The organism is Roseateles sp. GW821-FHT09G09 (assembly GCF_059415965.1).
This window is the reverse complement of record NZ_JBWKOG010000009.1, coordinates 85,047-97,955: the sequence shown is the minus strand read 5'-3', so window position 1 is coordinate 97,955 and position 12,909 is coordinate 85,047. Positions and strand designations below refer to the sequence as shown.

Below are 12,909 nucleotides of genomic sequence, written 5' to 3'. Positions count from 1 at the left end.
CCCAGCCGCCTTCGCTGCCTTCCGATGAGAGCACCACCGTCGAAGGAGCAAGTGCTCGGGGGAACAGGCATGAACTCAGACCGAGTCGCTGGCGCAGATTCGTCCTGACGCCGCCGCCGCCCGCGGGGCCGCAGGTGTACAGCGCCGTGACCTCGCGCGTCAGACGCTCCGCGCCCGCGCGATCGGCATGATTGGCCGCGACGCGCAGCCGCACGTCGCGTGCATCGCCCGTCGGCAGCCGTGCAAGCGCCTCGCCAGCATCGTCGCCCAGCACGCTCGCCACGCCGATCAGGTCGACGCGCAACGGCCCCTGCCGGTCCCGTTCGTGCAGCCGGACGCGCAGCACCTCGGCGGCAAGCCGGGCGCGCGCTTCCGCGCCGGGGCCGGCGTAGGAGATCTCGCCCTCCGCCAACCAGCCGTTGGCGAAGAACACGTTCGCCTTCAGCGCCTGCGGCCGTGGGTGACCGCGCACGCCGGACAGGCGCACCTCGTCCGGGCCGACGCGCGTCACCTGCGCCTCGGCGATGTCGGCGACGACATCCGGCGTGAGGTAGGCGGCCGGGTCGTGCAGCTCGTACAGCAACTGCTCCTTGACGGTGTGCGCGTCGACGCAGCCGCCGGTGCCGTCGGCCTTGAAGACCGTGCAGCCGCCGTCGGCATCCATCCGCGCGATGGGAAACCCCACGCTCGCCAGGTCCGGTACGTCCTTGAATCCCGGGTCGGCGTAGTAGCCGCCACAGACCTGGGCGCCGCACTCCAGCAGGTGGCCCGCCATCGTCGCGCCGGCCAGACGATCCCAGTCGTCGAGTGCCCAGCCGAAATGCGCCAGCGCCGGACCGACCGTCAGCGACGGGTCCGCGACGCGGCCGGTGACGACGACGTCCGCGCCCCGTCGCAGCGCGTCGGCGATGCCTTCGGCGCCGAGGTAGACATTGGCGCAGGCGATGGTGTCCTCCGCGATCGCGTGGCCCTCGCCCGCCAGCGTCTGCGTCAGCAGCGCGCGCTGCGACGGCGAGACCAGCGCATCGCCGGCGACGACGGCAACGACCGGCACCCGCAGGCCGAGTTCGGCCGCCAGCGCCTGCACGCGTCGCGCCGCGGCCGGCGGATTCGCCGCGCCGAAGTTGCCCACGATCGGGATGCGGTGGGCGAGGCAGTCGGCCAGCACCGGCCGCAGCATCTCGTCGAGCAGCGGCTCGAAACCGCCCTCGGGATCGCGCTGCCGCGCGAGCTGCGCCAACGCGAGCGTGCGCTCGGCCAGCGTCTCGAAGATCAGCACCGCCGGACCGCCGAGGCGGATCAGCGTGTCCACGACCGGCCGCGCCGCGTCGGTGCGGTCGCCGGAGAAGCCGGCAGCGCAGCCGACGAGCAAGGGGGTGGAAACAGAGGCCATGTCGCCGACTGTAGGCGCGCGCCGTCCCGACCACCCCGACCTGATCACTCGCCCCATCGCCGATGAGGGGCTGCAGCGCCACATCTATCGGATGCGGCGCCGGGCGTGACCCGTAACGCGGCATGACCTTCGTGAAGGTCTTCACGCGGAGTGCCCGGGTCAGGCAATCACCTACAGCCTGAATGGCAAGGGTGGCGCAGACATCGGGCAGCGGCGATGCGAGTATCCGCCCAGGAGAAAGTCATGAAGATTCTGCTCGTCGATCCCTCGGACACCTTCCGCAAGATGCTCTACGAGCGCCTGCGGGAAGTGCCCACCGCGACCGTGGTAGGCCAGGCCTCCGATGAGGACCAGGCGGTCCTGCTGGCGGCGCTGTGCGCCCCGGACCTCGTGCTGACGGAGCTGGACCTCGTCCGGGGATGCGGTTTCGCGCTGATGGAACGCCTGCGTCAGGCCGGCTACGAAGGCCTGGCCTACATGGTCACCTCGGCGGACGAGGCGGAATACGGCCCCCGATGCGTGGACGCGGGCATCACCGGCTTCTACGACAAGACCTACGACCTGGAGCGCCTGCTGCAGGCCTTGGCCGTGCTGGCGCAGGCGCCGGTGACCTTTGGTCAGTCCCGGATCCGCGCCAGCGCGGTGTGAAGTCGCCGCCGCGCCCCTGCGGCCGCGGCCCCCGCCCCTCCCACCTGTCCGTTTGAGGAAGTCGTCCTGCACATTTGAGTGACTACTGTATGCAAATACAGTATCATCGAGCCATCCAACTCCTGGAGTACCGGCATGCTGCTCGACCTCAACAACGCGGCCTCGATCGTGGAATGGTGGTGCATCTTCCCTGAGCGTCACGGCCCGCTGCTGGCGGACTGGGAGCGCCGCCGGCCCGAGCATGCGGCGGAGATCGGTCGCGCCCGACGCCTGATCAAGGCGGATCCCGCGCGTCGCGCCCTGCTCGCCCGGGCGCAGGCCGAGGAAAGACACGCAAGACCTGTCCCCGACTACCGGCTGTCCTTCGACGAGATGGCCGCGGGCGAACTTCGCGACGACGACAGCGTCGGCACCGCCGCAGCCTGAGGCGCGGCTTGAGGCGCGCCCTGGAGTTCCGCGCGCTTCAGCACGGCGATCGCCTCCTCGAAGGAGAACACCGTGTCATGCGGCCGATCCGGCGCGATCTGGTCCACGGAAGTCCGGTTCGCCGAGAACATGGAGATCACCCGCGCCTGCGGCATTCGCGCGAGCATTTCGTTGAGGGCCTGGGCGTCGCCGTCGACCGCGCCGTCCGCGGCGGCGGCCACGACGAGCACCGCCTGCATGGCCGCCACGTCCAGCTCATCCGGCATGCCCGCCAATTCCTGGACGGTGACGTGCGACGCATCGAGCCGATCACCGCGCAGGATCCGCACGAGCAGCTCCGCCGACAGGTGGGCTTCCCGGTCGTCCATGCTGATGCACATCAGCGCCGGCCGGCCGTCCGCGGCGGGACGGCCCGGCGAGCCTGCCTCGATGTTCAGCCTATCCTGACGCAGCTGCAGCCCGAGATCGCCGCCCAGCAGCGCGGACCGTGTCCATCGGCGCTTCGGCGCATGAGGCAGCCGCGTCAACTCCCCCAGGACCTGCAGGATGACGCGTTGCGCCGCGGACCGCTGCTGCTGGGTGATCAGGTTCCTGACCAGATCGTCCCTGCCGAGATTGAGGGCGGGCAGGACCACCTTGTCGCAGTAGGTCGCCAGCGACTTCCGCTTCAGGAACGCGCGGGCGTCGGCCAGGATCTCCACCGCGTCCCCGCTCAGGCTGCGTTGGTAGAAGCGTTGCGCGAGGCTCAACGCGGGGGTGTCGCCGAGGAGGATGTCCAGGAAGGCCAAGGCGGGCACATGCCGGCCCGCCACGACGAGGCACAGCGTCAGGGGCGTGGACAGCAGCAGGCCGACCGGTCCCCACAACGCGCTCCAGAAGATGGCGGCGACGACGACGGACAGCGGGGAAAGCCCGGTCGCATGCCCGTACAGGCGCGGCTCCAGCACGTGGGCCACCACCAGTTCGACCGCCAGGAACACCAGCGCGGTCGATCCGGCAAGCTCCCACCCGGGTGACACGCCCGCAGCCACCGCGCAGGCGCCCAAGGCCGCGGCGGGGAAGCCGACATAGGGGATGAAGCGGAGCACGCCGGCCAGCACCGCCCAGATCACGGCGTGCGGCATGCCGAGCACCGCGAGCAGGACCCCGATGACCACCGCCACGCCGAAGTTCACCGTGAACTGCGAAATGAAATAGCGCGAGAGGCGCTGGCCCGCGTCGTTCACCGCGCTGGTCGCCGCGCGGATGTCCGATCCGCCGAGCAGGCGGATCAGGCGGTCGCGGAGCACGTCCTGCTCCAGCAGGGAAAAGATCAGCACGAGGATCACGATGCCCACCGTGGCGGCGGGGCCCCAGACGGCGGCGGCCAGCCGCCGCAGCGCGTCCGCGCCGCGGTCGGGCGGCTCGGCGGGCGCCGTCGCGGGACGCGGGAACGGCTCATCCGGATCGGCGCCCCCGGGAGAGCCCGCGGAAGAGACGGCGGAAGAGACGGCGGAAGATCCTGCGGTCCGCGACGGGGACGATTTCAAGCTGCCCATCATCCGACCGGCGCGACCGTGCGCTTCTTCCAGCTGATCGATCGTGAGTTTGCGCAGGGTGCCCAGCTTCTCCTGCAGGTTGGACTCGTAGGCCGGCAGCTCGCGGGACATGGCGCTCAACTGACCCAGGAGGGCCGCACCGACGATCGCCATGAAGCAGCCGGCCAGCAGCAGGGCCGAGATGGCGGCGGCGGTCTGCCCCAGTCCGAGGCGTCGGAACCGCCGCACGAAGGGCGCCAGGACGAAGGCCAGCGTCCCCGCCAGCGTCATCGGCACCAGCACTTCCCGGCCCAGGTAGAGCAGGCCCAGGACGGACACGCCGATGAGGAATTTGCCGGCCAGGGGCGACGGCGGGGAAGCTTGGGTCATGGGGGGATTTTGCGGCCACCCTGGACCGCCCCGGCGACGGACGCCGCCGCCGCCCGGTCAACCTGCAGCCACGACCTGATCGTCACCCGCGCCAGGCGCGGCGAGATCGCCGCCGCCGAGCGCGGACGGTCAGGCTTCAAAAGCGGTAGAGGTACCCCATGAAGACGCGATTCTCGGTCGAGCTGTCGACCAGCGGGCTGTCCTTGATGCCGCTGCCCAGGCCGGTGACGCCGACGTCGACGAAGACCGAATGCCTGGCGTTGAACAGGTACATGCCGCGCAGGCCCAGTTCCGCGTTGACCGTCGACTTGCCCTGGTAGGCCGCACGGCCCTCCGTGACTTCGCCGGCGCGCACGCCGTAGTAGTAGTCGACGTACTTCTTGTCGAGCCAGTGCGCGCCCAGGCGCGGCGTCAGCATCACGTTCTGGCCGACGCGGAACGACCGCTCCAGGCTCAGGCCCAGGCGCTGGCCCTTGCTGTGGCCCGAGGCGTCGGCGGTCCACTCGGCGCCGAGCTCGGCGAAGTCGCTCTTCCACGCCGCCTTCGCGCCGACCCAGATGCCGCCCTTGCGCTCGGCCATGCCGTTGAGGATGGGCGCGTCGTCGGCCTCGTAGCCCGCGCCGTCCCATTTGGCCACCAGCCCGAAGTCCACGCGATGGCCCGGTGCCACGTCCCAGCGCGGCAGCTTCACCGTCAGGCCCGGTCCGAACACCCGCAGCCAGCGGTTCTCGTACTGGATCATCGGCAGCACCGTGTTGTCGCGGTCGATGTCCTTGTAGGCCTTCTGCGTCGAGACCGCGCCGATGCCCAGGCCCCAGGTGGACGAGCCGTCGTCCTTGCCGTCAGGACCGCCGGGACCGGCCGCGAGCGCGCTCAAGGGCGCCGCCACGCAGACGGCGGCGGCGGAAGTCAGGGCGGCGCGCACCAGCGCCGTGGAAGCATGCGAAAGGGATCGTTTCTGCGTGACCATGAGGGTTCCCGGGAAGGGCGTTGGACAGAGCCCGCATCCTCGGGGGCGCTCTCTTACTGGGCACTTACCGTACACGGCCCGGCAGGGACGACGCTGCCCCTGTCGCGTGCGCCAGCGGGCCCGCCCTGTCATCCCGATCGTGTACAACGCCGTCGACGATGCGCCCACCCGGGTCCAGCGACCCTGACCAAGACCTCCATGAACTTCAGCACCTTCGGCCTGCTGGCCGTGACGGCGTACACCGCTGCCTGCATCGCCTACGTCTACCGCTGGCGCGGCCGGCGCCGCTACGACAGCTTCACCCAGTACCTGCGCAAGAGCTGGCCCGTGTTCGCGCCGCTCAACTGCCTGATGTACATGACGACGCGGGCGCACGCCCGCCGGCCGGTGCTCGCAGCCGACTACCTGCACAACATCCGGCTGCTGCGCGACAACTGGCAGGTGATGCGCGACGAGGCGCTGGCGCTGGAAGCGGCCGGCGCCTTCGAGGCCGCGAAGGCGGAGGGCTCGGCGGGTTACTACGATGTCGGATTCCGCACGTTCTACAAGCGTGGCTGGAGCAAGTTCTACCTGAAGTGGTACGGCACGACGCATCACTCCGCGCAGCGGCTGTGCCCGCGCACGGTGGCGCTGCTGGCGCAGGTCCCGCAGATCCGTGGGGCGATGTTCTCGATCCTGCCCGCGGGATCCGAACTCTCGCTGCATGCCGATCCGATGGCCTGCTCGCTGCGGTACCACCTGGGACTGCAGACGCCCAACGATCCGGCGTGCCGCCTCCAGGTGGACGTCGTGGACTGCGCCTGGGCCGACGGACGGGATTTCATCTTCGACGAGACCTATCCGCACAGCGCGGAGAACGGGACCGACCAGCCGCGGCTGATCCTGATGTGCGACGTGGACCGGCCGATGAATGCGTTGGGGCGACTCATCCACGCCGCCTATCGCGTCATCGCGAGCGGCACGGTGGTCCCCAACACGGCCGAGGACCGACGAGGGCTCTACAGCGCGCTGTTCGCGCGGCTGGCGCCGCTGCGCGAGCGCTCGATGAAGATGAAGGCCGAGCGCCGCCGCACCTACAAGACCTTGAAGTTCGTCCTGAACTCCAGCCTGCTGAGCGCGCTGATGGGGATGGTCTTCGCGGTGCTGCAGGTGCTGGAGGCGATCACGGCTTGAGCCGCTCGACGCGCGTCCACGACCTCGAAGCCGACGAGGTCACAGCGCTTGATCAACGCGTCCCCACTGCCTTCAACGCCGCGATCACGCCCGCGTGCGCATGCACCAGGTCCGGCGACTGATCGAATCGCACCGCGTAACGCCGCATGAACGGATCCGCGCTGTCGCGGTCCAGGCTGAGCAGTCCGCGCAGCCGCTGGGCCACCGGGAGCGGCGTCTCCTTCGCATCCGCGGCGCCGTCGATCGCCTCGTCGAGCATCGTGATGAGCCGGCTCAGCGGCTCCAGCCATTTCATCTCCTCGCCGAAGGCCATGACCTGGAGGAACTCGCCCGAGCTCTGCGGGCCGTGGGCCTTCTGGTAGTCGCCGCGCTCGAGCTCCACCAGCGCGCGGTGGAGGTCGAGGAGGCTGCGTCGGAGCTGGTGGCAGGCGTCGGTGGTCATGGCAGTGGACAGTTGTCGGGCGAAGCCCGCAGCCTATCGGCAAACGGCAGCGCCCGCCTGCCCCATTCGGGAGGCTCCCGTTCGGAAGGCTCCCGTTCGGAAGGCTCCCGTTCGGAAGGCTCCCATCCGGGCGACTGTCAGCGGCAGCCTCGCCCGCTCCGCTCAGGGCTGCTGGGCCGGCTGCGCGGTCCGTGCGGCGTGGGCCTTGGCCGTGGCGACGTACGCGTTGTAGGCCGGGATCGCGATCGCCAGGATCACGCCGGAGAACAGGACCGGGAACAGCAGTCCGAGAATGCGCACGCCCCAGTTGTTGGGCGGCGGCGGCGGGCCGAAGCGGTTGCCGCCCTTGCTGCCAGGGACGAACGCCCACACCAGCATGATCACCGGGAAGACCAGCGTCGCCGACCACCACCCGCTGATGTTCAGGTCATGGCACCGCTTGACGCCGGTGAGGACGTGGAACCACAGCAGCGCCAGGGACAGGACCACCGCGACCACCGTCATGGCATCGCCCCCGCCGCCGGTGGCCGCACCCAGGACGCGCGACAGGATGCCGTGGACGAGCGAGCCCGCCATCAGGTACGCGAGGTAGCGCAGCCGTCCGATGCGCCCCTCGATGCCGAACACGTTGAGGGGCGACGTGCCCTCGGAAAACGCCACGTCGGCGACATGCGCGGTCGGCCCGGCGTATTGGTTCAAGGTCTGTTCAGTCATGGTGTCCCTCCCGCGTGGAATCGGATTCGTGGAATCGGATCCGTTGAGTCGGATGGACCAAGGCGGCGGTGCTGACCCCGATGTGCTGAGTCGCAGGCGTCGCATCAAAGCAGGCCGGCCCGCTTGACCTCGTGATACGGGTTGACCAGCGTGGCGGCGAGCTGGCGCGGCTCGACGTCGATCGACAGGCGGTCGTGATCGACCACGCGGGCGAAAGCGTCGTGGCGGGCCTGGGACAGCAGGTGCGCGCTGGCGACCGCGACGGCGTCCTCCGGTCCCGCGATCGGCTGCGCGGCGATGCGGCCCAGCGCGGTCTCGCGCAGGCTCGCCAGCAGCACCAGATGCCGGCGGCGCAGCAGTCGCAGCGCCGGCTGCAGGTCGTGCATCTTGTTCATCAGCACGTTGAGCGTGCCCATGCCCCTTGCGCGGCGCGCAGTCGCGACGCTGCCCTTCCCCGTTGCCGAAGGTCATCGCGCCCACCTCGTCACCTTCCGACAGCGCGACGTAGAGCATCACCGACCTGGACATGATCCGCCACACCCTCTGGGGGGGATCGTGGTCACAACCTGACACCGGAGGGGCCGGGTCTTGCGTTGGTCGCTTTCTGGAATCAATTCCAGCTTGTGATGCTGGTCGTCAACAGGTGCGGAGAAACTCAGTTCCGGTCCGGCCGGACGGGCAGCGCCGAAGAGCCGTCGGCCTCCGTCACCCGGCCGCTCGCCCGGCGGCTGGCGCGGCTGCCGGCGGCAGGCTTGGCGGGCTTGTCGGGAATGGCGGATTCGGCCGGGGCCGTCGTGACCGGCGGCGAGGTGTCGGCCGGGTCGTTCTCCCGCGCCTGACCCGGCGCCTGAACCGGAGCCTGAACCGGCGCCTGAGTCGGTGTCCGAGCGGACGCCGGTGTGGCAGCCGACGCAGTCACGCCCGGCGCCACCGGCCGGGAGGCGGACGCGGCAGACGGGCTCACGGAGGCTGCGTCGATCGGCGGGCCGACGGTCCCGGACTGGCGGCGGCTGGCATTGGACGTGACCGGCGGCTCCGCCGTCTGCGCGAGGGCGGCGGCCGCGACCAGGGTCACGCAGAACGCGGTCAGGAAGGTGCTGAAGTGCCTCATCGCCTGTTCTCCAAGGAAACGCAGGGCGGGCGCCGCGTGGACGCAGGCGCCGGACAGACTGAGCGGCAAGCCGCGCTCCCGACTCGGTGGCGAGTCCTCGCGCGTTGGGCCGTGTTTCAGCGTGGCCAACCAGGACAACGACGACAACGAGGACAACGGGATGCCGCCGGTGGCGGCCGGCGGCGCCCGGTCGACCGGGTCTGCCGCCTCAGTCTTCGGGGATCCGGTTCACCAACGGTTCCCCGCGCTCGAACGCGCTCAGGCTTTCAAGCGTCGTGGCCATGATCTGGCCGATGGCCTCGACGGTGAAAAAGGCCTGGTGCCCGGTGACGATCACGTTGGGGAAGGACACCAGCCGTTGGATCACGTCGTCGTGGATCACCGTGGAGGACAGGTCCTGGAAGAACAGGCTGGCCTCCTGCTCGTAGACGTCGATCGCGAGGCCGCCGAGCTGTCCCGTCTTCAGCGCCTGCGTCGCCGCCTCGGTGTCGACGAGGCCGCCCCGGCTGGTGTTCACCAGGATCGCGCCGCGCTTGAGCTGCGCCAGAGAGCTGGCATCGACGATGTGACGCGTCTGCTCGGTCAGCGGACAATGCAGCGAGATCACGTCCGACTGCGCCATCAGTTCCTTCAGCGGCACGTAGCGTCCGCCGAGTTCCTCGAACGCCGGCTTCGGGAACGCGTCGTGGCCCAGCACCATGCAGCCGAAGCCCGCCATGATCCGCGCGAAGATGGTCCCGATCTTGCCGGTTCCGATCACGCCGACCGTCTTGCCGTGCAGGTCGAAGCCCATCAGGCCGTCGAGTTCGAAGTTGCCGTCCCGCGTGCGCACGCTGGCGCGGACGATCTTGCGGTTGACCGCCAGCAGCAGGCCCACGGCGAACTCGGCGACCGAGTACGGCGAGTAGTCCGTGACCCGCACGACCTCGATGCCCAGCCGCCGTGCGGCCGCCGCGTCGATGTGGTTGAAGCCGGTCGAGCGCGTCGCCACCAGCAGCGTGCCCTGCGCCGCGAGCCGGGCCAGCACCTCGGCGTCCACGGCGTCGTTGACGAAGACGCACACCGCCTTGCAGCCGGCCGCCAGCACCGCCGTGTCGACGGTCAGCCGATCCTGCACGAACACCAGTTCGTGGCCGATCTCCCGGTTGGCCTGCTGAAGCAGGGTCTGGTCGTACCGGCGGGTACTGAAGACTGCGGTTTTCATAGCTTCTGCTCCTTGCCTCTCACGCCCTCTCCCGCTTGCGTCCACGCGCCACGACGGCCCCATCGTGACGTAGCCGCTGCCGAAGATGATCGGCGACGTGCCGGTCGCATAGTGGGTCAGCGTCATCATGATCGCCGCCCTTGTCCCATTGAATCATGAAGGAACCGTCGCAGGGTCGATGGACACGGGTGTTGCGTCAAGCTTGGTGCATGAGGCAAGGACTGGCCCCTACACTCGACCGCTCTTCCTCGGAGGTGTCGTTCCATGGATGTCGTCGACCGGTTCGGACTCTTCCTGGCGTCGCAGCCGCTGCTGGCGCTGTTCCTCACGATCGCCGTGGGCTACTGGCTGGGCGCCCGCAGCCTCAGGGGCTTCGCGCTGGGATCGGGCGCGGTGCTGTTCGTCGGGCTCGCGATCGGCGCGGCCGCGCCGCAGCTGAAGCTGCCCGCGCTCATCGGCAACCTGGGGCTGATGCTGTTCCTCTACGGCGTCGGCATCGCGTACGGCGCGCAGTTCCTGCGCGGCCTGACCAGCGCGCGCGGCGCCAAGGCCAACGCGGCGGCGCTGCTGGGCGTGCTGGCCGCGCTCGGGCTGATGATCGCGGCGACGCGGCTCTGGCCGGGCGTGGAACTGCCCAAGGCGCTGGGCGCGTTCTCGGGCGCGGGCACCAGCACGGCGGCGCTGCAGGCGGCGTTGGCGGTGTTCGGGCCGTCGCCGGCGACCGGTTACTCGGTGGCCTATCCGTTCGGCGTGGCGATCCCGATCCTGCTGCTCGGGCTCTACAACGCCTGGCGCAAGCCGCGGCTGGAGGCCCCTGCCCCGCCCTCGCTCCATGTGGAGGAAGTCGGCGTCGACGATGTCGCGGTGCTCGGCAGGACAGTGGCCGCCGTGGCGCAGACGCTGCCGCAGGGCGTGGCGATCTCCGCGATCCGTCGCGGTCATCACAACATGGGCGCCGCGCCCGATGTCAAGCTCCAGCGCGGCGACGTGCTGCTGCTGACCGGCACCGACCCCGCCGCGCTGCAGCACGCCGCGCTGCGCTTCGGCCACGCGGCGCCGGGACGGATCCTGCGCGACCGCAGCGAGTTCGACTACGAGCGTTTCTTCGTCTCCAGCCCGCAACTTGCCGGCAAGCGGCTGTCGGAACTGCAGCTCCCGCCCGAATGCCGCGCGCGCATCCTGCACCTGCGGCGCAGCGACGTGGACCTGGCGCCGCACGCGGACCGGGTGCTCGAGTTCGGCGACCGCGTGGGCGTGCTGGCGCCGCGCGAGAGCTTCGCCGCGCTGGGCCGCTACTTCGGCGATTCGGTGCGGGCCACCGGCGAGGTGAGCTACATCGGCATGGGGGTCGGCGTGACGCTGGGGCTGGCCGTCGGCGCGATCAGCCTGCCGCTGCCGCTGCTGGGCCACCTCTCGCTGGGATTCGCGGGGCTGCTGCTGGTCGCGCTGCTGCTGGGCTGGCGACGCCGCACCGGGCCGCTCACGTGGGTGATGCCGATCTCGGCCAACCTGGTGCTGCGCAACTTCGGGCTGACGGTGTTCCTCGCGGTGGTGGGCATCTCGTCCGGATCGACCTTCGCGGCGACGATCGCCGAGAGCGGCTGGCTCTACCTGGCGCTGGGCAGCGCAATCGTCTCGGTGCTGGTGGCAGTGACGCTGCTGATGGCGACGGCGGTGTTCAGACTGCCGTTCGACGCCGCCGCGGGCATCGTGGCCGGCGCCACGGGGAACCCGGCGATCCTGGCCTTCTCCAACCGCATCGCGCCCACCGACCAGCCCGACATCGGCTACGCGATGATCTTCCCGTCGATGACGATCGTGAAGATCGTGCTGGTGCAGGTGGTGGCGATGTGGGGGGCGTGAATCCGACCCCTTCGGCCGTCCGGGTCAGACGGTCTCCGGTTCCGGTTCCGGGTTCGGCTCTGCCTCCTTGGCCGCCTCTTTGGCCGCCTCCTTGTCCGCCCTCAACCGCTGCCGCAGCACCCCGTTCACCTCCGCGCCGTAGATCAGCGTCGTCGCGCTGACGTAGAGGAAGACCAACGTGGCGACCACGCCCGCGAAGCTGCCGTAGAGCAGCGCCAGCTTGCCGGCGCTGCGCAGGGTGTAGGAGAGCGTCGCCGCGGACGCCACCCAGAGCGCCGCGCCGACGACGGCGCCGGGCAGCACGGTGCGCAGTCTCAAGCGGACATCGGGCAGCCAGCCGTAGAGCAGCGCATACAGCACCACCAGCACGGGGAACGCGACGCCGTAGCGCACGCTGTTGCGCAGCCACAGCGTCTCGCGGCCCTTGCCCACGCCGTTCTCCAGCGCCTCCCAGACGTAGGGCATGACGATGACGGAGCTGAAGATGGTCAGGATGGCGCCGCCGACGATCAGCGTGAACAGGATGACCTTGAGGCGCGCCCGCCAGAAGGGCGCGCCGCGCTCGATGGCGTAGGCGCGGTTCAGCGCGGTGCGCACCGCCTGCATGCCGGACGACGCTGTCCACAAGGTGACGAAGAGGCCGATGGCCAGCAGCGCCTGGCTGCGCTGGGCCAGCACCTGGTTGACGACCGGCTGCAGCGCGCTGCGCACGAGCGGCGGCGCGTACTCCACGACGCGGCCCGCCAGCGCGGCGGCGTCGCCGGGCGATCCGATGTACGCCGCCCCCGCCGACAGCAACAGCAGCAGCGGGAACATCGACAGCACGATCGAGAACGCCATGCTCCCCGCCTGGTTGGCGCTCTGGTGCAGCACGTAGTTGCGGATGGCGAGCAGCAGCACGCCGAGGACGGGCGTGCGCACGGCCGCGCGCCTGGCCCACCGCAGCAGTCCAGTCAGCCGCGGCTGACCGTGGGAATTGCGCAACCAGGACATGTGGCCGTCGATCCTTCGATTCGTGAGGAACTCGCTGAACTATTCATGAGGCATCCACTTCGTCC

At 70.1% G+C, this 12,909-nt stretch carries 12 protein-coding genes and 1 pseudogene; 4 read left to right on the top strand and 9 right to left on the bottom strand.

Translation table 11 applies throughout. The features are described 5' to 3' along the window. Positions 1-40: 40 nt before the first annotated feature. Positions 41-1,393, bottom strand: a pseudogene (locus tag AC07O8_RS22805) (acyclic terpene utilization AtuA family protein); the annotation flags it as partial. Between the two features lie 243 nt (positions 1,394-1,636). Here AC07O8_RS22805 and AC07O8_RS22800 point away from each other — a divergent pair. Further along, complete coding sequence (locus tag AC07O8_RS22800) at positions 1,637-2,041, top strand: response regulator (protein WP_495050222.1); 405 nt, start codon at positions 1,637-1,639, stop codon at positions 2,039-2,041. A gap of 135 nt (positions 2,042-2,176) precedes the next feature. Then, positions 2,177-2,467: a hypothetical protein gene (locus tag AC07O8_RS22795; RefSeq protein ID WP_495050221.1), complete on the top strand. Its 291-nt coding sequence runs from the start codon at positions 2,177-2,179 to the stop codon at positions 2,465-2,467. Here the strand turns inward: AC07O8_RS22795 and AC07O8_RS22790 are convergent. Both AC07O8_RS22790 and AC07O8_RS22785 read right to left on the bottom strand, forming a co-directional pair. Continuing rightward, positions 2,392-4,374: an AI-2E family transporter gene (locus AC07O8_RS22790; protein ID WP_495050220.1), complete on the bottom strand. Its 1,983-nt coding sequence runs from the start codon at positions 4,372-4,374 to the stop codon at positions 2,392-2,394. The genes AC07O8_RS22795 and AC07O8_RS22790 overlap by 76 nt on opposite strands. Positions 4,375-4,510: 136 nt before the next feature. After that, on the bottom strand, positions 4,511-5,344 hold the full coding sequence (locus tag AC07O8_RS22785) for a MipA/OmpV family protein (RefSeq protein ID WP_495050219.1): 834 nt from the start codon (positions 5,342-5,344) through the stop codon (positions 4,511-4,513). Between the two features lie 198 nt (positions 5,345-5,542). Here AC07O8_RS22785 and AC07O8_RS22780 point away from each other — a divergent pair, with 198 nt between their 5' ends. After that, positions 5,543-6,517: an aspartyl/asparaginyl beta-hydroxylase domain-containing protein gene (locus AC07O8_RS22780; RefSeq protein ID WP_495050218.1), complete on the top strand. Its 975-nt coding sequence runs from the start codon at positions 5,543-5,545 to the stop codon at positions 6,515-6,517. 52 nt (positions 6,518-6,569) lie between these two features. Here AC07O8_RS22780 and AC07O8_RS22775 read toward each other — a convergent pair whose 3' ends face one another. From AC07O8_RS22775 to AC07O8_RS22755, 5 genes are all read right to left on the bottom strand, one after another. Further along, the gene (locus AC07O8_RS22775) at positions 6,570-6,959 is read right to left on the bottom strand and encodes a hypothetical protein (RefSeq protein ID WP_495050217.1); all 390 of its coding nucleotides are present in this window, start codon (positions 6,957-6,959) and stop codon (positions 6,570-6,572) included. Positions 6,960-7,121: 162 nt separating this feature from the next. Next, the gene (locus AC07O8_RS22770) at positions 7,122-7,673 is read right to left on the bottom strand and encodes a DUF805 domain-containing protein (protein ID WP_495050216.1); all 552 of its coding nucleotides are present in this window, start codon (positions 7,671-7,673) and stop codon (positions 7,122-7,124) included. A gap of 104 nt (positions 7,674-7,777) precedes the next feature. Then, the gene (locus tag AC07O8_RS22765; protein WP_495050215.1) at positions 7,778-8,089 is read right to left on the bottom strand and encodes a hypothetical protein; all 312 of its coding nucleotides are present in this window, start codon (positions 8,087-8,089) and stop codon (positions 7,778-7,780) included. Between the two features lie 239 nt (positions 8,090-8,328). After that, complete coding sequence (locus AC07O8_RS22760) at positions 8,329-8,784, bottom strand: hypothetical protein (RefSeq protein WP_495050214.1); 456 nt, start codon at positions 8,782-8,784, stop codon at positions 8,329-8,331. 208 nt (positions 8,785-8,992) lie between these two features. Beyond that, complete coding sequence (locus tag AC07O8_RS22755) at positions 8,993-9,988, bottom strand: 2-hydroxyacid dehydrogenase (RefSeq protein ID WP_495050213.1); 996 nt, start codon at positions 9,986-9,988, stop codon at positions 8,993-8,995. A 264-nt stretch (positions 9,989-10,252) separates the two neighbouring features. Between AC07O8_RS22755 and AC07O8_RS22750 the strand changes: the two genes are divergently transcribed. Next, positions 10,253-11,851 carry an aspartate:alanine exchanger family transporter gene (locus AC07O8_RS22750; protein WP_495050212.1) on the top strand — a complete coding sequence of 533 codons (1,599 nt, stop codon included), beginning with the start codon at positions 10,253-10,255 and terminating at the stop codon, positions 11,849-11,851. A gap of 24 nt (positions 11,852-11,875) precedes the next feature. Here AC07O8_RS22750 and AC07O8_RS22745 read toward each other — a convergent pair whose 3' ends face one another. Next, on the bottom strand, positions 11,876-12,844 hold the full coding sequence (locus tag AC07O8_RS22745; RefSeq protein WP_495050211.1) for a YihY/virulence factor BrkB family protein: 969 nt from the start codon (positions 12,842-12,844) through the stop codon (positions 11,876-11,878). Positions 12,845-12,909 lie beyond the last annotated feature (65 nt).